The sequence below is a fragment of the Rhodonellum psychrophilum GCM71 = DSM 17998 genome, from assembly GCF_000381545.1.
Classification (GTDB): domain Bacteria; phylum Bacteroidota; class Bacteroidia; order Cytophagales; family Cyclobacteriaceae; genus Rhodonellum; species Rhodonellum psychrophilum.
The window spans coordinates 12,311-37,585 of record NZ_KB906675.1 but is presented as its reverse complement, the minus strand read 5'-3'; the positions used below and the strand labels follow the sequence as shown (position 1 = coordinate 37,585).

21 protein-coding genes are annotated in these 25,275 nt (G+C 42.0%); 9 read left to right on the top strand and 12 right to left on the bottom strand.

Features of this window, described 5'->3' with window-relative positions; all coding sequences use genetic code 11:
* The first annotated feature begins 93 nt into the window (after window positions 1–93).
* Entirely contained in the window at window positions 94–1,446 is a 1,353-nt protein-coding gene (locus F824_RS0105980) for an FAD-dependent oxidoreductase (protein WP_019596955.1), read from the top strand.
* A 140-nt stretch (window positions 1,447–1,586) separates the two neighbouring features.
* Here the strand turns inward: F824_RS0105980 and F824_RS0105970 are convergent, their stop codons facing one another.
* Window positions 1,587–1,964: a hypothetical protein gene (locus F824_RS0105970; protein ID WP_019596953.1), complete on the bottom strand. Its 378-nt coding sequence runs from the start codon at window positions 1,962–1,964 to the stop codon at window positions 1,587–1,589.
* 334 nt (window positions 1,965–2,298) lie between these two features.
* On the opposite strand from F824_RS0105970, the gene F824_RS0105965 reads away from it, so the two are divergent.
* The 7 genes from F824_RS0105965 to F824_RS0105930 all read left to right on the top strand — a co-directional run bounded on the left by F824_RS0105965 (window position 2,299) and on the right by F824_RS0105930 (window position 9,619).
* Entirely contained in the window at window positions 2,299–3,171 is an 873-nt protein-coding gene (locus tag F824_RS0105965; protein WP_139189638.1) for a sulfite exporter TauE/SafE family protein, read from the top strand.
* Between the two features lie 68 nt (window positions 3,172–3,239).
* On the top strand, window positions 3,240–3,650 hold the full coding sequence (locus F824_RS0105960) for an RrF2 family transcriptional regulator (RefSeq protein WP_019596951.1): 411 nt from the start codon (window positions 3,240–3,242) through the stop codon (window positions 3,648–3,650).
* 443 nt (window positions 3,651–4,093) lie between these two features.
* On the top strand, window positions 4,094–4,585 hold the full coding sequence (locus F824_RS25585) for a hypothetical protein (protein ID WP_019596950.1): 492 nt from the start codon (window positions 4,094–4,096) through the stop codon (window positions 4,583–4,585).
* 153 nt (window positions 4,586–4,738) lie between these two features.
* A complete protein-coding gene (locus tag F824_RS0105945) occupies window positions 4,739–6,127 on the top strand; it encodes an arginine decarboxylase (RefSeq protein ID WP_019596948.1) in 1,389 nt (462 codons plus the stop codon).
* Window positions 6,128–6,335: 208 nt separating this feature from the next.
* Window positions 6,336–8,294, top strand: a complete 1,959-nt coding sequence (locus tag F824_RS0105940; protein ID WP_019596947.1) for a hypothetical protein — start codon at window positions 6,336–6,338, stop codon at window positions 8,292–8,294.
* Window positions 8,295–8,352: 58 nt separating this feature from the next.
* Window positions 8,353–9,132, top strand: coding sequence for a DUF2490 domain-containing protein (locus F824_RS0105935; protein WP_236613220.1), 780 nt, complete (start codon window positions 8,353–8,355; stop codon window positions 9,130–9,132).
* 19 nt (window positions 9,133–9,151) lie between these two features.
* A complete protein-coding gene (locus F824_RS0105930; protein WP_033405164.1) occupies window positions 9,152–9,619 on the top strand; it encodes a hypothetical protein in 468 nt (155 codons plus the stop codon).
* A gap of 20 nt (window positions 9,620–9,639) precedes the next feature.
* Here the strand turns inward: F824_RS0105930 and F824_RS0105925 are convergent, their stop codons facing one another.
* On the bottom strand, window positions 9,640–10,734 hold the full coding sequence (locus tag F824_RS0105925; protein ID WP_022582280.1) for an alanine racemase: 1,095 nt from the start codon (window positions 10,732–10,734) through the stop codon (window positions 9,640–9,642).
* 550 nt (window positions 10,735–11,284) lie between these two features.
* On the opposite strand from F824_RS0105925, the gene F824_RS0105915 reads away from it, so the two are divergent.
* Window positions 11,285–14,710 (top strand): HEAT repeat domain-containing protein, encoded by a 3,426-nt coding sequence (locus F824_RS0105915; protein WP_019596942.1) that lies wholly within the window; start codon window positions 11,285–11,287, stop codon window positions 14,708–14,710.
* 446 nt (window positions 14,711–15,156) lie between these two features.
* On the opposite strand, the gene F824_RS0105905 is transcribed toward F824_RS0105915, so the two are convergent.
* The 10 genes from F824_RS0105905 to F824_RS0105855 all read right to left on the bottom strand — a co-directional run bounded on the left by F824_RS0105905 (window position 15,157) and on the right by F824_RS0105855 (window position 25,269).
* The gene (locus tag F824_RS0105905; protein ID WP_051107544.1) at window positions 15,157–16,632 is read right to left on the bottom strand and encodes an SGNH/GDSL hydrolase family protein; all 1,476 of its coding nucleotides are present in this window, start codon (window positions 16,630–16,632) and stop codon (window positions 15,157–15,159) included.
* A gap of 14 nt (window positions 16,633–16,646) precedes the next feature.
* Window positions 16,647–19,529 (bottom strand): TonB-dependent receptor, encoded by a 2,883-nt coding sequence (locus tag F824_RS0105900; RefSeq protein WP_019596939.1) that lies wholly within the window; start codon window positions 19,527–19,529, stop codon window positions 16,647–16,649.
* Between the two features lie 287 nt (window positions 19,530–19,816).
* Window positions 19,817–20,161 carry a gliding motility protein GldC gene (gene gldC, locus F824_RS0105890; protein WP_019596937.1) on the bottom strand — a complete coding sequence of 115 codons (345 nt, stop codon included), beginning with the start codon at window positions 20,159–20,161 and terminating at the stop codon, window positions 19,817–19,819.
* A 126-nt stretch (window positions 20,162–20,287) separates the two neighbouring features.
* The gene (locus F824_RS0105885) at window positions 20,288–20,947 is read right to left on the bottom strand and encodes a 3-oxoacid CoA-transferase subunit B (RefSeq protein WP_019596936.1); all 660 of its coding nucleotides are present in this window, start codon (window positions 20,945–20,947) and stop codon (window positions 20,288–20,290) included.
* A gap of 102 nt (window positions 20,948–21,049) precedes the next feature.
* The gene (locus F824_RS0105880) at window positions 21,050–21,745 is read right to left on the bottom strand and encodes a CoA transferase subunit A (RefSeq protein WP_019596935.1); all 696 of its coding nucleotides are present in this window, start codon (window positions 21,743–21,745) and stop codon (window positions 21,050–21,052) included.
* 16 nt (window positions 21,746–21,761) lie between these two features.
* Complete coding sequence (locus F824_RS0105875) at window positions 21,762–22,694, bottom strand: bifunctional riboflavin kinase/FAD synthetase (RefSeq protein ID WP_019596934.1); 933 nt, start codon at window positions 22,692–22,694, stop codon at window positions 21,762–21,764.
* Window positions 22,681–23,367: a tRNA pseudouridine(55) synthase TruB gene (truB, locus tag F824_RS0105870; RefSeq protein WP_019596933.1), complete on the bottom strand. Its 687-nt coding sequence runs from the start codon at window positions 23,365–23,367 to the stop codon at window positions 22,681–22,683. The genes F824_RS0105875 and truB overlap by 14 nt, the downstream gene beginning before the upstream one ends.
* Before the next feature lies 1 nt (window position 23,368).
* On the bottom strand, window positions 23,369–24,166 hold the full coding sequence (locus F824_RS0105865; protein WP_019596932.1) for an undecaprenyl-diphosphate phosphatase: 798 nt from the start codon (window positions 24,164–24,166) through the stop codon (window positions 23,369–23,371).
* Window positions 24,167–24,376 (bottom strand): DUF3098 domain-containing protein, encoded by a 210-nt coding sequence (locus tag F824_RS0105860; RefSeq protein ID WP_019596931.1) that lies wholly within the window; start codon window positions 24,374–24,376, stop codon window positions 24,167–24,169.
* A 2-nt stretch (window positions 24,377–24,378) separates the two neighbouring features.
* Window positions 24,379–25,269, bottom strand: coding sequence for a cell division protein FtsX (locus tag F824_RS0105855; protein WP_019596930.1), 891 nt, complete (start codon window positions 25,267–25,269; stop codon window positions 24,379–24,381).
* Between the last annotated feature and the right edge of the window lie 6 nt (window positions 25,270–25,275).

Here is a 25,275-nt window from a genome sequence, read left to right as displayed (position 1 = left end):
AAGTGAATTGAACCCAAAAGGAAAACCCTGCAATCCATAACTTTTCAATTGATTGCAAAAAATAATTCCAATTGGGAAAGCGAATAAAAAAAGATGAAAAACGAATTACTGGTTGTAATAGGAGCAAATGCTGCGGGAATGAGTGCCGCTTCCAAATTGAGAAGGCTGGATACCAAAAAGAAGATTCTGGTATTTGAAAAAGGAAAACATCCCTCATTTTCTGCCTGTGGAATACCGTATTTAATCGGTGGAGAAGTAAAATCTGCAAAAAACCTGATTGCCCGAACACCAGAGGAATTTCTTTTGAACCAAAATATTGAGGTGAAAATCCAACACGAGGTGCTCGAAATTGATGTATCCAAAAAAAGAATTTTGATACTGAGCCTCCTTGATAAAACAGAATTCTGGCAAAAATACGATGATCTCTTGATTGCAACAGGAACATCCCCGATTTCACCCAAACTTCCAGGGATTGAAGCCAAGGGCGTATTTGCATTTTCCTCACTGGAATCCGGAAAATCCGCGGACCGATACATCCAAAAGCACCAGCCAAAAACAGCGGTGATCATCGGTGGTGGATATATAGGAATAGAAATGGCAGAAGCCCTTCTCCACCTTGGTATGAAAGTGAGTCTGATTGATATGGCGCCACAGGTGATGGCAACCTTAGATCCAGATATGTCCGAGATCATCGCTGCCTATATGAAAAAGGAGGGTGTTGATCTTTTTCTGGGACAAAAACTGGAGTCCTTGGAAATGGACGATTCCAGAACGGTATCAGTTGTCGTGACTGACAAGAAGCGCATCAAGGCAGACTTGGTCATTTTGGGAATAGGAGTGAAGCCCAACTCGAAGATAGCAGAAGCTGCAGGTATACAGATCGGTGCCGGCGGCGCCATTCAAGTGAATAAAAAACTCGAAACTTCTGCAGAACATATTTGGGCAGCAGGAGATTGTGCAGAGTCGTACCACTTGGTCAGTGGAAAAGAAATTTTCATTTCACTGGGTACAGTGGCCAACAAACATGGGCAAATCGCTGGGATCAATATCAGCGGAGGTAAAGCCGAATTCCCGGGAGTCGTAGGAACAGCAATTACAAAATTCAAGGATTTGGAAATTTCCCGTACAGGATTGTCAGAAAAAGAGGCAAACCAAGAGGGAATGGATTATGATGTGGCCCTGATTGAAAGTTCGGTTTTTTCATCCTATCTCCCGGACAGTGAAAAAATCACTGTAAAATTGCTGAGCGAAAAAGCCAGCGGAAGACTCCTGGGAGGCCAAATAGTTGGTGGCAAGGGAGCGGGTAAAAGAATAGATGTGATCGCCATTGCCCTTCAGGCCAAAATGACAGCAAGAGATCTGGTTTTCGCGGATTTGGCTTATGTCCCTCCCTTATCGGGTGTTTGGGATCCCGTTCAGATAGCTGCGCGGCAATTGGTCAAATAAATAAGGCCTTCAAATGCGACTAGGAAATGTGGGAGGGGATGATGCTTTGTTTGGTGTTCGAGGTTTGTCATTTGATGGGGAATAAAAAAAGCTGCTCCAAACCAAAAGAGCAGCTTTCCCAACTTTTAAAAAAATAATAATTAGCTGAATTGCTCAGTGATGTATTCCACCAAACTTTCGTCACTCATTTTGTTCGCCGTACTGTCTTGGGTAATGGTGTTTTTGTATTGTGGAGTTTCAGCCAAATGTTTCATGAATTGTTCCTGAACAATTCCAGTTCCTGTCAAATGCAATTCGTCAACATTTTGCATGTGTGCGGTGATGCTTTTGAAAAACTTTTGGATGGAATCTCTTTCAGCATTGTTTGCTGCATTTTCGTTTGAATTTCCACCTTGAATGTCAGCTTTTTCATGACCTATGATTACAAAATCACCTGAATCTGTATCTTCTCTTCCTACGATTGTAGCGTGTTGAGAATCCAACCAAACTCCAAATTGTTTTTTATTTTTTCCTGACATTTTTATATTTTTTTATATGCAACACAATATTCAATAAGCATGCCATGAAATATTTTATACTTATAATGCAGGTAAAAAAGTAGTTGTTTTATTCAAATAATTTTATGCTGATAAGAAAACTGCTTGGGGAAGCCGTTCAGGTCAAATGTTGATTTTGCAAGTCCAGTCCAAATCAAAAAAATTCCAGAACTCTCCAGTAAAAAGCTTTAGATTCTGAAAGTGTCAAACAATGGTTTTTATTCATCCTATTCCCTACAAAAAAGGTAGGGATAATTGGATAACAAGAAATTTGGGTCTAATTTTGAAAAATAAGTCAGAAATCAAGAGCGTAAGCATGGAAAGAATTATTTTGAAATTAAGGGAAGAGCCGTTTTGGTTGATGTTTTTCAGCATCAGTGCAGTGTTGATTGCTTTGATCGCCGTGAAGTCATTTGCGGGTCTTCTTGGGAATTTCGAGATGGATTATGAAATGTTTTTTTGGTTTTTGTTGGTGGGTTTTGTGGCCCAAACCATCGATGGCGCCTTGGGTATGGCTTATGGAGTCAGTTCCAACTCAATTTTGTTGGGGATAGGGATTCCTCCTGCTGTGGCCAGCGCTTGGGTACATTTTGCCCAAGTCTTTACCAGCCTGGCTTCGGGGTTTTCCCATTGGAAACTGGGAAACGTAAAATGGGACCTTGCTAAGAAATTGATGATTCCAGGTGTTTTGGGAGCGGTTATCGGGGCTTATTTCCTTTCCAATATCGATGGAAACACCATTAAACCATTTATTGCCATTTATCTTTTTATCATGGGATTGATCATCTTGGGAAAAGTGATCCGGAAGAAAAAGAAAGTATTCAACCCAAATGCCAAAAGTCTTCCCTACTTGGCCAGTATTGGAGGATTTGCCGATGCCATTGGTGGGGGAGGTTGGGGGCCAATCGTCAACTCCACCCTGATGGGAAAGGGACAGGTTCCCAGATTTGCGATTGGTACGGGGAATTTTGTGGAAATTTTTGTTTCCTTGGCAAGTGCCACCACTTTTTTGTTTTTTATCAAGGACTTGAGCCTGGCTCCGATTTTGGGTCTGATTCTCGGGGGTGTCATTGCGGCACCTTTTGCAGCGATCATTTGCAAAAAACTCAACCCAAAACTTTTGATGATATTTGTGGGGGTATTGATTATTTTTCTGAGCATCCGCACGTTTTATCTCACTCTTGATTGACTTTTGGTTCTGAAAACGAATAGAAAGGTTTCTTTTTTTGTACTTTCGTTATTGTCTATATACCGAACATGCTGTCAAAAAGAGCCAAATACGCCATTAAAACCATTCTTTATCTTCATGAAAACGATCAAGGTTTACCCATTTCTGCGAAAGTGATTTCTGAAAAGGAAAGAATTCCCTATAAATTTCTTGAAAATATTCTCAGAGAATTGAAAACCCATCAAATCTTAAGAAGCGTAAGGGGAGCGGAAGGAGGATATATTTTGGCCAAAGATCCAAACGAAATCACCATTGCTCAAGTCATGCGGGTCATCGATGGCCCCATTGCATTGATTCCTTGTGTTTCGGAAAGGTTTTACGAATCCTGTCCGGAATGTGTCGATGAGGAGACTTGCAGAATCCGAAAACTTTTTGGAGAACTCAGAAATGGAATGCTCCCCATTTTGGAAAAATCGGTGGTGGAATTGGCCAGGCTTTAATAAAATTACATCCTCATTTTTTTTCGGGATTTCCTCTGATGCACCATGGGGTTGAATTAAGTATTCAATCCGTGTTGTACTTTTCCATTTCTATTCCAGTCTTAAATAATTTAGTAATCAATGCGTTATACATTGTTTTTGACTTTACCATATCGGTGTCAGGAATCAGTCTCCCAATGGTCTGATTTTCTTTCGGTATCAAAATCCTAAGATAGCCTAATGCATATTTCCATCTTACTTAATCAAGTTAGATGCTTTACGTTACTTTTTCGATGTCTTGGAATTCGGGTTTAACGATGGATTTTCCTGTAATTGAAAAAAAAAAATAAATCAAATACCCTATAAAAGTTATAGGGTTATTAGGATAATAAAAAATGATCGCTTACTTTTGAAATGTGGTCATTTAAAAAAGCCAGTTTTATCAAAACCAAAATTTTAAGCCGATGTCAGTATCCAACCGTATTTCTTCCGCAAACGCACCAGCGAACTCAAATTTTGCTTTCCAAAAAGTGAGCAAAACCCAAACAACTGTAGAAAACCCTCTCAGTGTCATGGATTTGATGGTTGCATGCGGAATCGTACAGGTGACAGAGACGGCAAGCTTTGATTTCCCCAACTTTCCAGAGGCAAAGAAAAGCTTTCAGGTAATCTATTTTGAGCTTTCTTCCGATTATGCAACACATACAAGTTTATTTGGAGGCTTGGTCAGTCTTGGCAAGCCAAATGGAGTTATCCTTCAACAAAATCGGGAGCTGGGAAATTTCACACTGAAGTTCTATGCATCGAATTCCGAAACTGTGAAAGGTTATCTTCAAAAAATATTTGGAATCGTGGAGGAGGAAATCAGGTTCAAATCCATCCTCAAAAAAATCATCCAAAACCAACAAAGGTTTGAAAATGAAGAGCAGTTGCTCAAAAAGGAACTGTTTTATTAATTGGATTCAAATATATTTTCCAATTTTCATTCATTCAAGATCATGATATAAAGAGGGGAAGGGCCAAGAGGTTTTTCCCCTCTTTCGTTTGAATTCCCAATATTAAAAGCAAATTTTACAGCCTGTAACATTGTAACCATTCTGATACTTGAAATGAACAAATACATTGACCTCATCGAGCAGACTTTTGATTTTCCCACTAAGGAATTTAATGTAGAAAACAACGAGTTATATTTTAATGGTGTGAATTTGATGGAAATCATTGCCACGTATGGCACGCCATTGAAATTGACCTACTTACCCAAGATTTCAGAAAGCATCCAGAATGCCAAGTCCTATTTTGGGAATGCAATGAAATCGCACGATTACAAGGGTTCCTATACCTATTGTTATTGTACAAAATCCTCCCATTTCAGTTTTGTGCTGGATGAGGCCTTGAAAAACGATATTCATATCGAAACCTCCTCGACATTTGACATTCCCCTGGTCAGGAATCTTTTTGAAAAAGGAAAAATCACCAAACAGACCCACATTGTCTGCAATGGTTTTAAAAGGGATCTTTACAAGCAATACATCACAGAATTGCTGAATGATGGATTCGAAAACTGTGTGCCGATTTTGGACAACCTGACGGAAATAGACTACTATTTGGAGCATGTGAAAGTTCCTTTCAAAGTGGGGATTCGGATCGCTGCCGATGAGGAACCCAAATTCGGTTTTTATACGTCAAGATTGGGCGTCAGATACAATGACATCATCAGCCTTTACGAGGAAAAAATCAAGAACAATCCAAATGTGAGCCTGAAGATGCTCCACTTCTTCATCAATTCCGGTATCCGCGATACGGCATATTATTGGTCTGAATTGACCCGTTTTATCCAAAAGTATGTGGATTTGAAAAAAATATCACCCTCTTTGGATACCATGGATATCGGTGGCGGATGGCCGATCAAAACCAATGTCTTCTTCGATTATGATTACCAATATATGGCCGATCAGATCATCAAGAACATCAAATGGATGTGTGCCAAAAACAATACGGTTGAACCGAATATCTTCACGGAATTTGGAAGCTATACAGTAGGGGAGAGCGGTGCTGTTTTGTACTCGGTCCTGAACGAAAAGCTCCAGAACGACAAAGAGCTTTGGTACATGATCGATGGATCCTTCATCACCCAGTTACCAGACAGTTGGGGACTGAACCAGAAATACGTCATGCTTGCGGTGAACAACTGGGACGAGGAATACCACAACATTTCATTGGGTGGATTGACTTGTGACAGCATGGATTATTACAATTCGGAAGCACACCAGTTCAATATCTATCTCCCTAAAATCGAAGAGAAAAAGAAGCAATACATAGGATTTTTCCATACAGGAGCCTATCAGGAGTCTTTGGGCGGTTACGGAGGGATTCAACATTGCCTGATTCCTGCCCCCAAGCATGTGATCATTGACAGGGATGCCGATGGAAATATCTCACATTGGCTATTTGCCCCAGAGCAGACCAGCGGAAGTATGTTGAAGATTTTGGGTTATTGATTTGAGAAGTTTTCTTCTGAATTGTTGGCTTAAATCCTTGCAGGAAATCACTCAAAATCGATATTGATAAAAAGCGAGGAGATTCCAATAGTCCCCATTTGATTTGGTGGGGGGGCAAAAAAATTATATGTTTGCAATAAATTATAGAACATTTCAACTTGATACTTTAACAAGTTGAAATGTTTTGTTGTTTAGGAAAAATCCAAATATGAAAAGATTTACAGTCTCCTTTTTAATCCTTCTCTTTCCCTTTTTACTCCCAGCCCAACAATTATACTCTGGAGCTTATACTTTCAATGGTTTGAAAGGGGAGAGTGTCTTCGAATTTATCCAAGGAAAAAACGAAGAGGTTATCAAAGACGGTAATTTTCAGTTTTTCCGAAAACAAATCGACAAGCTTGACAATACGATTTTTTATAGTACCGAGATCATCGGTCAATTCCAAAACAACCTAAAGTCGGGAATTTGGGAATATGAAGATGAGAGACATAATGTTGTCTTGAAAGACATCGAAGATTTTAAGGTGGTTATAGATTTGAACAGTGAGCAATTCAAGTTGAAATCTTCCTATTCCCAGGGAATACCGGATGGTCGCTGGGCTTTTGTCCAAAATGAATTTTCCGAAGGCAAATTAAAACCGAAAGCCCAGGCAGAAGAAATCAGGTTCAAAAAAGGAGATATCGTCGGGAAATTTCAATATAAAGAATTCAACGGCAAAGGAACCCATTTTATTCGAGGAGAAGTGCTTGAGGGAGGCCTGATGAATGGCGAATGGACACTGGTATACGAAGATGGTGGTAGATTCGTATCCGAGATCCGGAAATACGAAAAGGGGTTTCTTTTGGGATTGGTCAAAAGGGATCTTGAGAACGATTCATTGATCGAAGAACTTGTGTTTTTCAAAACTATTGAAAAACTCCAGCTGGTCAACAACAAACAAAACTCAGGTTTCAGAATTGCTGACGAAAAGTTCGGATTGTTTTTTAATGATGGCTTTTTGGAAGATTACAAAGAAGTTATTGAGCAAAATTCTGGCAATGCATTTATCAGTTCCTTTCTTCGCAAGATATTGAAATTCGATGAGGCGTTCGTCAATGCTGAGGGCTTATTGATCGAAACACCGATCCACACCAAGAGATTTGTCTTTGAGATCAATAGGGATGATCAAAGTGCATTGGTGGGAATTCCTCTAAAATACAATGGCCTTAAAGAGATTGTGACTGAGTATTCAGAAAAAAATGCCTTGGCGCTCAACAGGTTTCAATCTGATTCTTTGGCCAAAGCACATGCGTTTTTTCAGCTGTACAAAGTGAAAATAACACAGCTTGGAGAATTGGTCAAATTGTTTGATTCGAAGGATATCCAATATTTTGATCTTGGATATTTTGAAGAGAGAAGACCTTCCTTTTTGTCTGATAAGGATCTGATCAATTTCACGTTTGGTGACGAGGAAATCCAGAAAACAATCGAGTACACAATAGACGATCAGGAAAAAAGTTTTTTTGCATTGACGGATTCTTATCTCGATCAAATGGTGGCTGAGGTGGAAAGGCAAAAATCCATAGTGGATTTTGCCTTGAGACGGATCGAAAAAAATGAAGGTTTGAGGAATTTGGAAAAGAATATTCAAGTCAAGAAAGAAGCAATGGTTAAGCTTTATTCATTTGATGGTGAAGACGGTTTCAGTTCTGAAGAAAAGAGTTTGGTGGAAGCAATACGGGTTAATATTCTGACTACGGCATTCAATCGACTGAATGAAAATTATGCCAAGGAGGATGATTTTGAACTCAAGAACCAGGCTGGCCAGGTGATCTTGGATTTGTTATCGGAAATGGAAATCCAGCACCCAAAACTATTGAAAATCCATGCCGTCAATGCCACATTGGACGACTTGTACATGGAAGAGGTATTCAACCCATTTACCTACACCAGATATGACCAAAGGGTTAAGGAAAGGCTTTTTGAGGCCGGACAAAAGGTTTTTGGATATTACCTGGACCAGATAAAATCTGAGCAGGAATATACCGAGATCAAAACTTGGTTGAATAAAATCGAGAAATTGAACGTCAGAATGCTTGAGTTGTACTCAGCCGACACCCGGAGACTGGAAAGAAGGCTCAACCGTAGGGAATCAATCAGTGGATTAAAATCATTATTGGATTTATAATAAAAAATCAATGTTGTTAAAGAATCTTTGTAGAGGGATTAAGGTATTGGTTTTTTTGATGTCAATATCCATAAATCCATCTATCGCTCAAGAAACCGCAATCACCGAAAGGACAAATCTCGCCCCGACTACCGAAAGTTGGAATGGGTTTTATTTGAAACTGAGGCTCAGTGACAAATGGTTTTGGTATCAGGAAAATCACTACAGGAGAAAAAACAGCATTGACAATCGTTCCGATTTTGTGGGGAGGATAAGTCAAGTCTATAACAGATTTGGGCTGACCTACTTGATTGCCGATAATTTTGAGGTGACTTTTGGGCCGACGCTGGTTTGGAATTTTACGCCGGACCCTGAAAATCCAGAGTTTGTCAATTCCACTTTGGAACCTAGATTTTGGCACCAGTGGCTGCTTACCCAGAATGTGGGGAGAGTGAAAGTCCTTCACCAATTTCGATTTGAGCACAGATACAAAAGAAGCAATCTGATTGGAGCAGATTATTTGTATACCAATAGGTATCGATATAAAATCACGGCTTATATCCCTTTGAATAAACCAAGAATGGAGAATAAAACCCTCTTCTTGGCCCCATCAAATGAGATATTTTTTGAGACGGGAAATCATATCCTCAACATTTTGGAAGAAAACAGAGTCTATACTGCTATCGGATATACCCATAACAATTTTATGTTTTTTGGAGGTCATATGTGGACCTATGGTCCCACTTCCACTCCCGGGACTTTTAGAAATAGACACATCATACGGCTCAATCTAATGTACACCTTGGACTTGCGGAACAAGAGAAGGCCTGTAATCAAAGCCACAGACCTGAAATTTTAAGAAATAATTGGATATGAGGATGATGAAGGTTGTTTTGTTTTTTTTGGTTTTCACGGGTTTTACTAACTTGGCTTCTGCTCAATACAAGGGACAGCAAAGGATTTATTATGCAAATGAATATGCGATAAATGCTGGATTTTTTGGAATGAATTTTACGGGGGAATACTTTGCCTTTGACAATGTCTCCATTGTACCATCCTACAGTATTTTTCTTCCTAAAAAAGGAAAAGCGAGTGGAGTGGATGTCAATATCCGATATTATTTCACAGAAGAAAAACTTCAATTTTACGGTTTGGCCGGATATGGTTACTACACAAGAAAGTTTGAAGCAATTCCCAATGAACGATTGAACTTCAATTCAATCAACATAGGTGCAGGCGGGATCATCAAACTCAGTGACGAGCTTGGGATCAATCCTGAAATCCGTTACCAGACTGACCGAAATGATTTTTTACTGAAGCTAGGGGTTGTCTATTTTATCAATTGACGGTTTTGTTAATCAAAAACTTAGTGGCCTTCAACATGATCAACAATTTGGCCATTTAGGCTGAGGTAAGCGCCCATACAATCCGCCGTCATGCAACTGTGGATGGGTAAAATCCCCAAAAGATCACCAACTTTAACTTTGGCCAGCAATTCATCTGAAGCTTTGATAAGGCCATGTTCCTGGGAAATACTTTTTAGGAATGACCTTTCGCTAGGAATTTCCCATCCATTCTCGTTCAGAAAGACCACTTCCCCAAAGTTCTTTGAACCATCGGGCTCCGTCAATACATCCTTTGCCAAGTGGACACCACCACCGTGGACCAAGATTTCTTTGCGTCCAAGATGGATATCCACTACAGGGACGGCAAGTGCTACAGCAATGTCTTCTCTTTTACAGCTGCCTAAATTTACCTGCATCAGGTCATAAAATACAAAATTACCTGGGCCCATCTCGTCGATGTCTCCAAAATCCTCAATGACCGAGCATCCCGGAGTGTCTCCCGTTCGTGTCACCAATTCAGGATATTCAGACCTGTATTTATTCTTGAGCATGTTTAACGCAGCTCTCGTCTCGTCATAAAGCTTTTCGATGTCCTTTTCATAATAGGAGTGACCCGCATGGATATAAAATCCCTTGAACTTGAGTTTATCCGTTTTTATTGCCATCCTCATGATCCCTTCGATCAATTCGAAATCGGTAACCGCAACTCCCGTTCTTCCATATCCCGCATCGATTTCGATGAAAAAGCCCAGGGGATTTTCCAGTTCCATGGCCAGTTTTTCGGTCACGGCCACGTTGATCAGTTGGACCGACAGCGATTGGTCTTTGGCCAAATCATTGATTTTTTTGGTTTCCCTAGGATTGAAAGGGAATGCGATATGGATATTGTCCCAACCTTGGCCACAAAAATATTCTGCCATTTTGATCGATGAAACCGTGATTTCCCGGATACCATATTCCTTTGCCCATTCCCCAATCTGTTGTGATTGGGCTGTCTTAAAATGGGGTACAAGTTTCATCCCGTTCCTTTTGGCTTTATCGGCCATTTTTTTGAGGTTGTTTCTACAGATCTGCTCGTTGAGCAAAAGGGTAGGGGAGGATATTTGGTCGAGCATAGGTTTTGAGGAAAAAGATTTGAAATTCAATGTTTTTTAATGGCTTTGATACTTAAATCCTTGAAATGATCTGGCGTGTTTCCATTCTGGGGAAGATCATTGGGCCGACAATATAGAATCCAAAAAACAGCTGTCCAAACCAATCCTAAAAAATAGCCTTTCAATTTTTGGGATCACTGCCGCATTGCCTTTGTCCAAAAGTACCTTTCTATCCCTTAAACCCGGATTGTGCAAGAAGTTTCCGCATAGGGATTGACACTGCAAGAAAATCAAACCATCTGAAGAATAGGACATCGTACCGATTTGGTGAAGCCAAAAACAGAAATAACAGATTGCTTTTTAGCAATTTCACCGGAATAGAATTGGGAACGCATAACATGGATTGAAGCCCAACTACCCTTCGTAGAATTTGCCTGAATTTTTAAACCCCTCATCCTTCAAAGCGAAGTATAATTTAAAATAGAACCGATTGTCAAAATTTTATGTGTATAAATGACATTTTCACTATATTTCTGCTTTATATTCAATGATTTAACAAAGCCTAAAACCAATGAAGCCTAAACCTCCATTTCCAAATGTTTTTTTTGCTGCCTGCTGTACTTTCTTTGCTTTTTCGATGCTGGCCACTTCTTGCAAAGAAAAACCCCCTGTGGACCTCAGGGAGAAACGACTCGATCAAGCCACTGTTCAGGCCATGGCTGCCGAAATAGAAGCACTCGTCAACCCGGAAATTGAAGAGGGATTGACGCTCAAATTGTGGGCAGTCGACTCCCTGATCAATGATCCCATTTCCATCAATGTGGACGAGAATGGGGTTTTATACTATTCAAGGACCAACCGTCAGAAAAACTCCGAGTTCGATATTCGGGGTCATCAAAGTTGGGAAATCAGATCGATAAGTCTTCAGACCGTTGAAGAAAAAAGAGCGTTTTTGAGGGAAGAACTTTCTCCGGAGAGAAGCAGTGAAAACCAATGGTTGGGGGATGTGAATGGTGACGGTTCCCACGATTGGAGAGACATGCTGATCGAGAAAGAACAGATTTACCGCGTCATGGATACTGATGGAGACGGATTGGCGGATTATTCCCAGATCATGGTGGAGGATTTCCACGATGAGGTCACAGATGTTGCTGGAGCGGTGATGAAGCGCGGGGATGACCTGTTTGTAGGCGTCGGTCCTGATATGTGGAGACTGAAGGACAACAACGGTGACGGGATTATGGATGAAAAGACCTCCATTTCCCATGGGTATGGCGTTCATGTCGGCTTTGGTGGACACGGAATGTCTGGTCTTGAAGAAGGACCGGATGGAAGGATCTATTGGGGAATTGGAGATATTGGTTTCAATGGAAAAGGTCCCGATGGGACAGAATGGAAGTATCCAAACCGTGGTGTCATCGCCAGGGCCAACCCGGATGGAAGTGATTTTGAGATTTTTGCCATGGGTGTCAGAAATACCCATGAATTTGTTTTCGATGAATTCAACAACCTGATTTCGGTTGACAACGATGGGGATCATCGAGGAGAGAGTGAGCGTTTGGTTTATTTGGTCAATGGATCCGATACCGGTTGGAGGATCAATTGGCAGTTTGGCAAGTACCGTGATCCAGACAACAATACGTACAAGGTTTGGATGGATGAGGGCTTGAATCTTCCCCGTCATGAAAAACAACCTGCCTATATAACCCCTGCTATTGTCAACTATGTCAATGGACCTACGGGAATGGTTTACAATCCAGGAACAGCCTTGAGTCCAAAATGGAAAAACACCTTTTTTGTAGTGGAATTTGTAGGCAACCCAGCCAGGTCTGGTATCCATGCTTTCAAATTAAAGCCAAAAGGAGCCAGCTTTGAATTGGCAGAAACCAAGAAGATTTTGGGAGGAGTATTGCCAACGGGTTTGGATTTTGGTCCGGATGGCTCATTGTATTTGTCAGATTGGATCAATGGTTGGGATACCAAAAATTACGGTAGGGTCTGGAAACTGGATGATGCCGAAGGAGCCAATTCTGCTGAAAGACAGGAAACACAAAAACTTATTGTATTGGATTATAAAAAACTCAAGGAAGCCGACTTGGAGAAATACCTCCAACATGCAGACATGAGGATCCGAAGGAAAGCACAATTCGAACTGGCTACGCGTGGTGACAAGGGGGCAAAAGTTTTTGAATCGGTAATTGCAAGCAAGGACAACCAAGTGGCTCGGATCAATGCCATTGTCGGGATGAGCCAGTTGGCCAGAATGAAGGACATGAAGTACGCAAAAGCTTTGGTGCCTTTGTTCAAGGATTCCGACCCGGAAATCAGGGCGCAGGCAGCTAAATGGATCGGGGATATTCGATTTAAGGATGCGGGAAATGATCTCTTGCCTCTCTTAAAAGACGAAAATAGTCGGGCAAGCTTCTTTGCTGCTGAAGCCTTGGGCAGGATCGCTTTTGAGCCGGCCATAAACCCATTGATAGCGTATCTCGAAAAGAACAATGATGAGGATGCTTTTATCCGTCATGCTGCAAGTTTGGCTTTGGCAAGAATCAACAAACCGGAAGCCATCGCAAAATTGTCTTCGCATCCAAGTGATGCGGTTAGAATGGGAGCCGTTTTGGCTTTGAGAAGGATGGAGGACAAGGGGATTGCCAATTTCCTTTCCGATAAAAACGAATGGATCGTCACCGAAGCCGCAAGGGCCATCAACGATGATTTCTCCATTGAGCCAGCATTACCAGCTTTGGCGGATTTGTTGCTCAGTACTCCTTTTTCCAATGAGGCCTTGATCAGAAGAGCCATCAGTGCCAATCTTAGGGTGGGCACGGAAAGATCTATGCAAAACTTGATCGCTTATATGGCGATGGAAAAAGCACCTGTTGCCATGAGAAAGGAAGCCATAGAAGCCTTGAGTACATGGACAAAACCTTCGGTTTTGGATAGGGTAGATGGTCGAAATAGGGGCACAATCACCAGAGAGCCCTCGATAGTCAGAAAAGCATCTTCCACGCCTTTGTTGGAGCTTTTTCAAAGTAAGGAAACAGACATCAGGTTAAGCGCTGTCATGGCGACAGGAAAACTGCGCATAACGGAAGCATCGGAGCCTTTATTGGGGGCCTTGAAGCGTGACAGAGATCCTGAGGTGAGAATGACAGCGATAAGGGCGTTGACTGCCATGGAGGCCCCCAATACAGCTGAGGCCATTAAGATTGCATTGGAGGACAGTGAGAAATCCGTTCGGGTGGTTGGCTTGGATTTGCTTGGGAATCTTAATTTGTCAGATGACTTAAAAGTCAATCTGTTGAATGACGTCATCCAAAAAAGAACGGTGGAAGAGAAGCAAGCGGCATTGATCGCATTGGGAGCTTTGCCTGTGTCCGCGACCAAGGAGACTTTTGGGAAACTTCTGGCAGATATGGAAAAGGGGAAATTGAAGACGGAAGTGTTACTGGAGTTTTCAGAGGCAATTGTCAATACTGGAGATGCTGATTTGAAATCAAAATATACCGAAGCGGAAACCAAACTGTGGAAAGGAGATGCGCTGGCGTCCTACCAAAGCAGCTTGGAAGGTGGAGATGTGATCAAGGGAAGAAGGATATTTTTTCAATCCCAAGTGGGACAATGTATGCGTTGCCATTCTTATGACGATTTTGGGGGGATAGCAGGGCCAAGACTCAATGGCGTTGCCGCTCGACTTGACAGGCAGGATCTATTGGAATCCTTGATCGACCCCAGTAAAAAATTATCACCTGGATTCGGAGTGGTGATGTTGGAGCTGAACAATGGCAAGGCCCTCAATGGTGTTCTTGAAAAAGAAACCAACAGTACTTTCTTGGTCAAGATGGGCAATAGGCCCGATACCTTGATCCAAAAAGCGCATGTGGTTTCCCGGAAAAATGCAGCCTCCAGCATGCCAGACATGAAAGATATGCTTTCCAGAAGGGAAATCAGGGATCTGGTCAGTTTCTTGGCCACTTTGAAAGAGGAAGATTGATGGATTGAAAAGCATTGTATAACAGGAGTACACAAAAAGTCCTTCACGATTTTCGGAAAGAAAATCGTGAAGGACTTTTTGGTTTTAAGGATGGTAACCCATTTTGGATTTAAACCCGAAATATGCATTAGAGGTCCTGATTGGACAGTAATTAGTAATTACAAGAAAATCAGACTATTTGGAGATTAATTAATAGCCCAATACAGCGCGGTCAAAAACAGAAGTATTCGACTGATTATGAAGCAATTTCAGGCCGGAATAGAAATGGAAATGCATCACAGGGGTTTCAGACATGGGCACAAAAAAAGAAGCCATTCCGAAAGGATGGCTTCTTTTCTATTTTATTGGAGGAGGAATTTAAACCCTCTGTTGAGGTTTTAATTCCCGAATGAAGGCATTCCCCATTCCTTTTTATTCACAATGACGAATCCCAATGCCAACCAAAATCAACCTCCTACAGGAAGATCATTTCCTGGATAGGCATTTGGATTGGATTTAGGGATATTTGCACCCCATTTTGCATTGATGGCATCAATAAAGAGATTGGCAATGAATGCATGCGATCTTGCATTTGGATGCACCCCGTCAACCGAAAAACCACCGTTAGGAGGTATAATGGAAGCAGTCAAGGAAGCACCGCCTGCATTGACTTGGCCTTGGAGTACTTGATTGAGGAAATTGTTGACGTCTACCAAAACCAATCGATTGCTGGATGCCTGAACTGCAGCTGCAATCAAAGCATTGAAGGCAGTGATTTTTGCCTGCGATTCCTCTTGTTCCATTTGGGTCAGGACGAAACTGTCTTCCACAGGAAAACTTACCCCTCTGACCAATTGTGGATTGCCGCCGACTGCAACGCCCAATGCGGTGGATAAAGTCAGGACGGGCTTATCTGTATTGTTGCTTTGACGGATGGAAGGCAATCCAAAACCAGTCAAGTCAGTAAGATTTTTGTCCGCCATCACAAAGCCATTTTGGCCAGCCTTAAACACAATGGTCCTTCTGGTTTTTTCAGCTTCAGTGATCAATCCCATTCCTGCCAATTGGGCAAGTCCTCCGTTGTATTGAAGATAAGCCTGATTGACAAAAGCAGCAGTTCCCTGATCCAAAGGAAGTGCATTCCAAGGCACTAAATTGAAATAAGGCAATACATTTAAGTTTGGAATATTGGCGACAGCGCCTTTGGCTTCAGGGTTTGCTTGCAGCATTGTGCCTAAGGCCAAACTCAATCTTTGTTCAAAATTGATATTTGAAGTGAGTATAGCCGGGTTTGAGGCTCCACCCAAAGCGTAACCCAAGACGTCATTGCTTCCCAACCAGAAAGTAAAGAAAGTTCCTCCATTACCCAAGGCTGCCGCAGCATCACCGATAATGGTAGATTCCCCTGGATTGGAGGCAAATCTTGCATACAAGGGATTGAAAGCTGGGTTTTGAGGAACGTTTGGTCCTCCGGTCTGGGGGATCAGGGAAGTCAACAATGTGGAACCGGAAACGCCAAAATTATTCAATGCCGATTTGTCACCCGTAAAAGCCGTTGGGATTTCACCAAGTCCAATTGGTGCAGGTCCCGTTGCTCCAGTTTGTGGATTGACCGTAAGGATTAATCTTCCCAATGGTGTTTGGCCATCAGGAGCGAGGCCAAAGAATCCATTTACAGAATTGATATTGGGGACGTTGAATGCCCCACCGCCAACGGGGACCATTTGATCCGATAGGATGACCGCAAAGGAATTGTCCTGGCTTCTGGTATAGAGTGCGCCATCCATAAAACCGGCCGTAAGGGAATTCCCTACGCTTATCATTTTGGTAAAATTAGCCTCGCCTGCGGTAGGTTCCTGAATGACCTCTTCAGGGAAATCATAGGTACACGCAGTAAATGAGCCTAATAAAATGAGGTATAAATATTTATTTATATTTTTCATATTCATGGATTTTTTTAATTGAACAATTCATCAAAGGTGATGGAGATATAATAAATCGATCCAATTGTCGGGCCACCGTAATTGAGGATATACCGATTGTTGAAGATATTGGATCCTCCCAATTTGATGATGGATTTCCATGGACTTACCTTATAACTTACCTGAGCATCTACTGTATGCACCTCAGGTACGCGTCCAACTGCAAAGGACGATTCCCAATCAAATGCGGTCTGGAAACGATAAGCAACATTGAATCCCACATTCTTAGTCAATTTTCTATTTCCAAATATAAGGTTCACTTTATGCTCAGGGGTGTTGAATTCTGAAAGGAAATCTTCGCCGATGTCTGTGATCAATCTGTTGAAATTATAATTACCAGAGATTGAATAGTTTTTAGGAAGATTATAAGCCATTCCGATTGCTGCTCCATGTGCCCTTACTTCCTCGTTTACTAAGTTGGTGTAGGTTTGGAAAGTATTTTCTCTCCCAGGGATAGTGATTGGAGTCAAGAGGGTAGGGGCGTTGATCGCATTGATCGACAGTTCCGCATTCGAAGTTGGTACCGGGAAGATTGGTCCTGGCGCTTTTCTGACAGATGTCTGCGTTATGAAATCATTGTAAACGTTGTAGTAATAGGCAAAATCAATCATGAGTTTGCTATTGGCCAAGAGGCTTTTGTAGCCAAGTTCGATGGATCTTACTTGCTCTGGTCTCAAAGCAGGCAATTCCGTAATGGGTTGCAACAATGCAGTGGCCTGTGGCGAAACCGGGCTTGCTCCAGCACCAACTGCGGCTACGTAATTGTTGACGGAAGCCAAAGTAAAGGCATTGGTGAAAACGTCATATTTATCACGATAAAAAGGAAGTCCGCCGATCAATCTTGCAGAAACCACATTCAAGTCGATGTGCTGGGCTTGGGTTGAAGGCATCCGGAAACCTGTCTGATAGGAGACCCTGAAATTCTGGTTTTTCTCTGTGAAAACACCGGAAATCCTTGGGCTAAACTGACCGTCAAAGTTTTCGTTTTTGTCATATCTCAATGAACCCATGAATTTCAATTTGTCATTGAGTACTCTTTTTCCTGCCTGTGCAAAAGCACCATATTCACTGATCGTGATGTTGTTTCCTTCCACATCCGCAAAAATGGTTCCGTTGGAATTCAAATCATAAACCCTGTAAGAACCGCCAACCTGAAGGTCCATAAAGGAAATTTCCTCTTTGAAATCATATTGTCCTTCTGCCATGTACATTCTTGACCTGTCATTGAAAAGCGAACCTTGTGGGATAAAGTTTTTCCTTACTTCGCTCGATGCATTTTCGAATTCTGGTGTTCCAGGCATAAAACGTCCTTGATCCGCAAATCCACGGGCAGCACCATGGGCAACGGCCTGCTGCTGGGTCGTACCCAATGCGCCAGGACCTACACCTTGCTGTGCGATGGCACCCATGTAAGCCAAAGTGTATTGACCAAACCAAGTGGAATTGTCTTTCCATTGATCGTTGATGTTTACTCCGGTAAGGTCAGCAATGTAAGAATCACCGGAATTTTCTCTCGTTGTGTAAGCACGCAAGAAAAAATTGTCGCCTTTTAGCTCAAGTTTGTGCTGGCTGATTTCGAAATTTCTTAAGGAATAGCGCTGAGCACCAGTATAGACCGTGGTACCTGAACCATAGTTCAAGGTGTAGGACAATTCTGCCTTATCAGTGACCCTGTAATGCAATGCCGCATTGACCTTATAATTTTTCGCACCATAATCAACCAAATGTCTTTCATCATAACCGGTACGGGAAACTACTTGGTCGGGAATGCTATTGATATACCCACCAATCCCCAAGGCATTCGCCTGTTGTTGAATGGCACCTACATTTCTCAAAAGACCGATATTGTTGGAAACCTCATCACCGAAAACGTGGACACTGTTTGCACCTGGATTGGTGGGCAAGTCTCCTTGGGTTCTTTTGTTGAGGTCGGAGAGGTCTGTTCCGTACCAGTCTTCGGCTCTCATAAAGGAAGCATTCAATTTGAAAGCAAACTTGTTGTTGAAGGCCTTTGCGTAGCGAATTGAACCTTCATACATCGGCTGTGGGCTACTTGGTTCTCCTGGTGTGCCTGAAAAGTGATTGAACCCTTGTTTGTAGAAAGCACTGAAACCTTGGTATTCAAAAGGATTCTTGCTGTTGACCAAAAGAATTCCGTTGAAGGCATTTGGGCCATAAAGTGCAGAGGACGCACCTGGAATGAACTCAACACTTTCCACATCCAATTCCGAGGGACCGTTTAGGTTTCCAATTGGGAAGTTCAGTGCTGGAGCTTGTGTATCCATTCCATCTGTCAGTTGGACAAATCTGGTATTTCCAGTCGAGTTGAATCCCCTTGCGTTTATGATTTGGAAATTAACGGAGGAGGAGGTAACATCCACACCCTTTAGGTTTGCAATTCCTTTGTAATAATTGTCAGCAGGAGTATCTCTGATTGCCAAAATATCCATTTTTTCGATCGATACAGGGGACTGGAGAATGCTTTCTTCAATCCTTGAAGCAGATACCACCACTTCCTGACCAAGTAATGTCTGTTCAGACATACTGATTTTCAAATCAGAAACGTTGTTTTGGGTTATTTCCACTTCTTGCGAAGTAAACCCCACCATCGAAAAAACAAGTGTCAAAGGTGGATCTTGGTTCACCCTGAGGTTGAATTTTCCTCTGAGGTCTGTTACTGTTCCGATTACTTTTCCTTTGACGATGATATTGACGCCAATCAAGGTTTCTTTGGTATCCTGATCAGTTACGGTTCCGGAAATAGTGGTGGTCTGTGCCAATACATCCGTGAATCCAAAGGTCAGCATGACCAGCGGTATCAAGATGGTTTGACAAAGGTTTTTAGTAAATTTTCGCATAAGGATTTTGGGTTTAGGATAAAACAGACACCAACGATTTTATCAATCGTTAATTAATGTGAAATTTAAACGAAATTATCATTTATCAATATAGGAGTTCCAATAAATTTTGAAAGCAAAGTGGAATTCCTTCTTTCATTACGAAGGGATCGTTTTGAGAAAAAGAGGAATCAAGTCTGAAATATTAAAAACAGGGTTGAATTCAAATGTAGTTCATGGATTTAAAAAATATTCTATTGAAATATTCAAAAAAAAAGTCTGACGATTCGGTCAGACTTTTTTGTGTTTTATTGGATTGATTTTTTGTTTTCTTCGTTGACGTGTTTGACAAGACGGTCACATAGCACTTTTATTTCGTCAGCGATAAATTCATCACCGGTGGCGTTCAAAATGGTCTGGGCCATTCCCCCAAGAATGTCGATATAAAACCGTTTCATCTCCACCACAGACATGTCCTCTGTCCAAAGGTCAATTCTAAGCGTGCTGTGGTTGAGATTGTCCCAAACATTCAAACTGATGCTTTTGGTGTCTTCCAAGCCTTCACCTTCCTTATCGGAAGCATCCCATTGAATGGTTTTGGGAAGGTTTTTATCGTCAAGATTGATTTTGAATTTTATCTCCGAACTTTTCATTTTTTATTGGATGATTAGGAATGCAAAACTACAAAACCTTTGTTTGAGTTCCGAAAAATAATAGGGATATATGCGTTGTGCTTTTTTTATCAGCAAATCTCAGCTTTCTTTCCGGTCCGATTTTGATCAGTCGAATACCATTTCAGGGATTTCCCCGTCGATGACCAATTTCCCTTCTGTTTTGGCTTTGATTTCATCCACAGAAACCCCCGGCGCTCTTTCCAAAAGTCTGAACCCTCCTTCTGGCAAAACATCCAAGACGGCCAAATCCGTCACTATTTTTTTCACGCACCTCATCCCTGTAATCGGGAGAGAACACTCTTTTAACAATTTGGATTGGCCATCCTTGCTGCAGTGTTGCATCGCCACGATGATATTTTCCGCTGAAGCGACCAAATCCATGGCACCCCCCATTCCCTTGACCATTTTTCCTGGGATTTTCCAATTTGCAATGTCCCCGTTTTCGGAAACTTCCATGGCCCCAAGGATGGTCAGATGGATATGTCCACCCCTGATCATGGCAAAAGAATCTGCCGAGCTGAAAAGAGAGGAACCTTGCACCATGGTAATGGTTTGCTTTCCGGCATTGATCAAGTCCGGATCCACGTTTTCTTCTGTGGGAAAAGGACCGATTCCCAGCAGACCATTTTCCGATTGCAATACCACTTCAAGGTTTTCGGGGATATAGTTGGCTACCAGGGTAGGGATTCCGATTCCTAGATTTATGAACTGACCGTTTTTGACCTCTTTGGCGATCCTTTTGGCAATTTGGTTTTTGTCTAGCATGGAAAATTTGGGTTTTTGATTTTGTGAAAAACAGATTTTTTTGAACTTTGGAGTTCTCCTTTTAATTGGAAAACCTGCGGTTATTCCAATTAAAAATTCAGTTTATTTACTGACTGTCCTTTGCTCAATTCTTTTCTCGTACTTTTCCCCTTGGAAAATCCTGTGTACATAAATACCTGGTGTGTGGATCTGATTGGGGTCCAGTTCACCAGCCGGCACCAATTCCTCAACTTCAGCAATTGTGATTCTCCCAGCTGTTGCCATCATGGGATTGAAATTTCTGGCGGTTCCCTTGAAAATAAGATTGCCTGCCGTATCTCCCTTCCAGGCTTTTACAAAGGAAAAATCGGCTTTCAACCATCTCTCCAAAAGATAAAGTTTCCCGTCAAACTCCCGGATTTCCTTTCCATCTGCCACTTCGGTTCCTACGCCTGCAGGGGTGAAAAATGCAGGGATTCCTGCTCCTCCAGCCCTTACTCTCTCGGCCAAGGTTCCTTGGGGGATCAATTCCACTTCAAGTTCTCCGCTGAGGAGTTGTCTTTCGAATTCGGCATTTTCACCAACATAGCTGGAGATCATTTTTTTGACCATGTGTTTTTGAAGCATCAGTCCTATGCCAAAATCGTCCACACCGGCATTGTTGGAGATACAGGTCAGTCCAGTCAAATCCTTAAGAAGCAATGCCCTAAGGCAATTTTCAGGAATACCGCATAAGCCAAATCCGCCAAACATAAGGACAGAATTGGAGAAAACGTCCTTAACAGCTTCGGTTGCATCTTTTACCGTTTTATTGATCATCGTTCGTTCGTTTGGGTTATTGTTGGGACAAAATTTCAATGGCCTTTATTCTGTCGTTTTCAAGTTGGGCCTTTAAGGATTCAAGATTTGAAAACTTGACTTCTGGTCTAAGATAAGCCTTAAAATAAACACAAACCCGCAAATCATACAGATCTCCATTAAAATCAAAGAGATTCACTTCGATACTGCGACTAGTTCCGTCAACGGTTGGTCTCATGCCAATGTTGAGCATTCCTTTATAAATCGCCCCTTCCACACTTACTTTCACCGCATAGGCGCCATCGCAGGGGACAAGTTTATAATCGTTGGGAATATAGATGTTGGCTGTCGGGAATCCTATGGATCTGCCCAATTGTTGGCCTTTGATAATGATGCCATTCAGCTCATAATCCCTACCCAAGTACTCATTGGCAATTTCAATGTTGCCGATTTCAAGGGCTCTTCTGATTTTGGAACTGGAAATGCCCACATGATCGATATCTTCTCGTGGGATTTCTTCCAACTCAAAATGGTATTTTTGTATATTTTCCTTCAAGTACTCAAAACTTCCCTCCCGATTTTTTCCGAATCGATGGTCGTACCCGATCACCAGTTTTTTGGTTTGGATTTTCTCTACAAGAATTTTTTGGATAAAGTCCTCAGAGCTCATTTCTGAAAATTCTTTCGTGAAGGGTAGTGTGACCAAATGGTCGATTCCATATTCCCTGAGGAGTTTTGCCTTTTCTTCAAAAGTGCTCAACAAGCGCAAATTGTGTTCATGGGGAAAAAGCACCAACCTTGGATGGGGCCAAAAAGTGATCAAGACCGTCTCACCATTGAATTGATCTGCAATGTCGCGGATCCTTTTAAGGATTTTTTGGTGGCCGAGATGTACCCCGTCAAAGGTTCCACTCGTGACTACGGCATTTTTCACAGGTACAAAATTGGCTAATCCTTCAAAGATTTTCATTTGCCCTGCTTTTAATTCTTTCAATCAATGGCAAGAGTCCTTCAGCATCTTCCAACTTGAATTCTCCAATTCGGGTTCTCACCAAAGCAGACATATAGGCGCCTACTCCCAATATTTCCCCAAGATCCCTGGCAAGGCTTCGGATGTAGGTGCCCTTGGAACAAACAATCCTGAAATCTATCTCGGGAAGCTCCATTCTGGTGATTTCAAAAACAGAAACTTGAACCGGTCTTGGATCGATTTTCACTTCAATGCCTTTTCTTGCCGATTCATAAACGCGTTTCCCGCCGATCTTGATGGCGGAATGGGCTGGTGGTATCTGCATGATGTCACCCGTAAGTTGGGAAGCAGCATTTTCAATTTCCTCCAATGTGAGATGGAAAGGGTCGGCAACATCCACGATTTCTCTTTCGAGATCAAAACTTTCAGTGGTTTTTCCCAATACATAAGTACCGGTATATTCCTTTTCCTGCCCCATAAAGGTGTCGATGCTTTTTGTCTTTTTCCCAGAGCAAACGATCAACAATCCAGTGGCCAGTGGATCCAATGTGCCCGCATGGCCTACTTTTTTGATTTGAAGAGCGTTTCTGACTTTTTTGACCACATCAAATGAAGTCCATTCAAAAGGCTTGTCGATCAAAAATACTTCTCCGTAAGGTGCTTCCTGTTCCATATTACATATAAAAATAGCCATAGACGATGGCGATAAGACCTACTATGGTACAATAAATGGCAAAATAGGTCAATTTGCTTTTCTTGACCAATTGAATCATCCAAGTACAGGCAAAAAAGCCAGATACAAAAGCGGCCACAAATCCTGCGGAAAGATAGCCAAAGCTGTCTCCATTATAGGTAAGTGCACCATCGAGAATGTCCTTGGCGATTTTTCCCAAGATCAAGGGTACGACCATCAGAAAAGAGAATCTTGCTGCCCTGGCTTTGTCGATACCCAAGAGGACAGAGGTCGAAATCGTCGCTCCGGACCTTGATATCCCAGGAAGGATGGCAATGGCTTGGGCAATGCCGATGATGACGGCATGAAAATAGGAGACTGGTTTCTGGGTGTCTTTTGCCCGGTCGGCAAAGAATAACAGTACTGCTGTGACCAAGAGCATGAATCCCACGAAGGCAAGGTTCCCTCCGAACAATTGCTCCAATTGTTCCTCAAACAAAAGCCCAACAATTGCTGCGGGGATCATGGATAGGATAATTTTGAGGGAAAATCTAGTCTCATCGTTCCATTTGAATTGGAACAGACCTCGGACAATTTCCCAAATGTCCTTTCTGAAAACCAAGATGGTACTCAAAGCGGTGGCAAAATGCAGCACCACCGTGAAAAGCATACTTTCTTTTGGTATTTTGTTTCCTCCGAGGATGGCTGCTCCGATTTCAAGGTGGCCACTGGAAGATACAGGCAAAAACTCCGTCAAACCTTGGACTATGCCCAAGATAATCGCATCAATAATGTCCATTTACTTATTTTCTGATTTTGAGAAGATGGCGTAAAATTCAAATATAAAGCCAGTCAAAGTGATGATTGGACCGAGGGTGAGGCCCATAAACCCAAATCCATGGGGTTCGGAATCCAGTCCAATAATGATGAAGCCCAAAACAATGATGCCGATACCGATCAACATCAGTTTGTAATTTCTCGGGGAAAAGGGGAAAGAATCTTTGTTCATTTTTAGTAAAGTTCGTCCAATGACATGTTGAGGTATTTATTTACAGCCCTGAGTGTACTCAATACAGATAATAAGGCTCCAAACAGAACCAAACCTCCGAAGAGAAGATACAGCAAATTGTAGTTTTGTAACATCGCGAAACCATCGATATTGGCTTTGGTATATTCGATGATGATAAAAAGAAAAGCGGAGGCGAGCAACCCCGCGATAGCGCCAAAAAGAAAAGCTCTTCCTAAGAAAGGCTTTCTGATAAAACCTCTTGTGGCACCCACCAATTGCATGCTTCGGATGAGGAAACGCTGCGAAAAAAGGGCAAGTCGAATGGTGTTGTTGATCAACATGATCACTGTGATGATCAGGATCAGGATAGAACCACCCATGACAAGACTGACTTTCAGTAGATTTTGGTTGATGGATTTTACCAGATCAGTCATGTAGGTGACCTCAAATACGCCGTCCAAGCCTTGGATTTCCAGTACGATTTCTTCGATTAACTCTGGCGTTTGGTATTCTTCGCTGATAGCGATGGTGTAGCTGTCCCTCAGGGGATTGTCATCCAAGAAGCGGGTGAAATCTTCTCCAGTATTCTCCAAAAAGGATGCTGCAGCCTCGTCTTTGGAAATAAAGGTGATGTTGGGCACGCCATCATTTTCGAGGATGTAAGGCTTTGATACTAAGGCATCGTTGATTTTGGCAAGGTCGGTTTCTTTTAAGTCCTTGTTGAGAAAAACCTGGATTTCGATGTTCTCCCGAATGATTTTGGTCAAGGTTTTGGCTTGGATGACAATCACCCCAAAAAGTCCGACAATAAACAGCGAAAGCGTGGTACTGAAAAGTACCGATGCAAATTTGAACCTACCTAATTTTGCTTTTTTTCTTGGATTGCGACTCATGTTTAA

Excerpts from the sequence above, each read along its gene's own strand:
- F824_RS0105980 (WP_019596955.1), top strand. The coding sequence starts at position 94 with ATGAAAAACGAATTACTGGTTGTAATAGGAGCAAATGCTGCGGGAATG.
- F824_RS0105970 (WP_019596953.1), bottom strand. The coding sequence starts at position 1,964 with ATGTCAGGAAAAAATAAAAAACAATTTGGAGTTTGGTTGGATTCTCAA.
- F824_RS0105965 (WP_139189638.1), top strand. The coding sequence starts at position 2,299 with ATGGAAAGAATTATTTTGAAATTAAGGGAAGAGCCGTTTTGGTTGATG.
- F824_RS0105960 (WP_019596951.1), top strand. The coding sequence starts at position 3,240 with ATGCTGTCAAAAAGAGCCAAATACGCCATTAAAACCATTCTTTATCTT.
- F824_RS25585 (WP_019596950.1), top strand. The coding sequence starts at position 4,094 with ATGTCAGTATCCAACCGTATTTCTTCCGCAAACGCACCAGCGAACTCA.
- F824_RS0105945 (WP_019596948.1), top strand. The coding sequence starts at position 4,739 with ATGAACAAATACATTGACCTCATCGAGCAGACTTTTGATTTTCCCACT.
- F824_RS0105940 (WP_019596947.1), top strand. The coding sequence starts at position 6,336 with ATGAAAAGATTTACAGTCTCCTTTTTAATCCTTCTCTTTCCCTTTTTA.
- F824_RS0105935 (WP_236613220.1), top strand. The coding sequence starts at position 8,353 with ATGTCAATATCCATAAATCCATCTATCGCTCAAGAAACCGCAATCACC.
- F824_RS0105930 (WP_033405164.1), top strand. The coding sequence starts at position 9,152 with ATGATGAAGGTTGTTTTGTTTTTTTTGGTTTTCACGGGTTTTACTAAC.
- F824_RS0105925 (WP_022582280.1), bottom strand. The coding sequence starts at position 10,734 with ATGCTCGACCAAATATCCTCCCCTACCCTTTTGCTCAACGAGCAGATC.
- F824_RS0105915 (WP_019596942.1), top strand. The coding sequence starts at position 11,285 with ATGAAGCCTAAACCTCCATTTCCAAATGTTTTTTTTGCTGCCTGCTGT.
- F824_RS0105905 (WP_051107544.1), bottom strand. The coding sequence starts at position 16,632 with ATGAAAAATATAAATAAATATTTATACCTCATTTTATTAGGCTCATTT.
- F824_RS0105900 (WP_019596939.1), bottom strand. The coding sequence starts at position 19,529 with ATGCGAAAATTTACTAAAAACCTTTGTCAAACCATCTTGATACCGCTG.
- gldC (WP_019596937.1), bottom strand. The coding sequence starts at position 20,161 with ATGAAAAGTTCGGAGATAAAATTCAAAATCAATCTTGACGATAAAAAC.
- F824_RS0105885 (WP_019596936.1), bottom strand. The coding sequence starts at position 20,947 with ATGCTAGACAAAAACCAAATTGCCAAAAGGATCGCCAAAGAGGTCAAA.
- F824_RS0105880 (WP_019596935.1), bottom strand. The coding sequence starts at position 21,745 with ATGATCAATAAAACGGTAAAAGATGCAACCGAAGCTGTTAAGGACGTT.
- F824_RS0105875 (WP_019596934.1), bottom strand. The coding sequence starts at position 22,694 with ATGAAAATCTTTGAAGGATTAGCCAATTTTGTACCTGTGAAAAATGCC.
- truB (WP_019596933.1), bottom strand. The coding sequence starts at position 23,367 with ATGGAACAGGAAGCACCTTACGGAGAAGTATTTTTGATCGACAAGCCT.
- F824_RS0105865 (WP_019596932.1), bottom strand. The coding sequence starts at position 24,166 with ATGGACATTATTGATGCGATTATCTTGGGCATAGTCCAAGGTTTGACG.
- F824_RS0105860 (WP_019596931.1), bottom strand. The coding sequence starts at position 24,376 with ATGAACAAAGATTCTTTCCCCTTTTCCCCGAGAAATTACAAACTGATG.
- F824_RS0105855 (WP_019596930.1), bottom strand. The coding sequence starts at position 25,269 with ATGAGTCGCAATCCAAGAAAAAAAGCAAAATTAGGTAGGTTCAAATTT.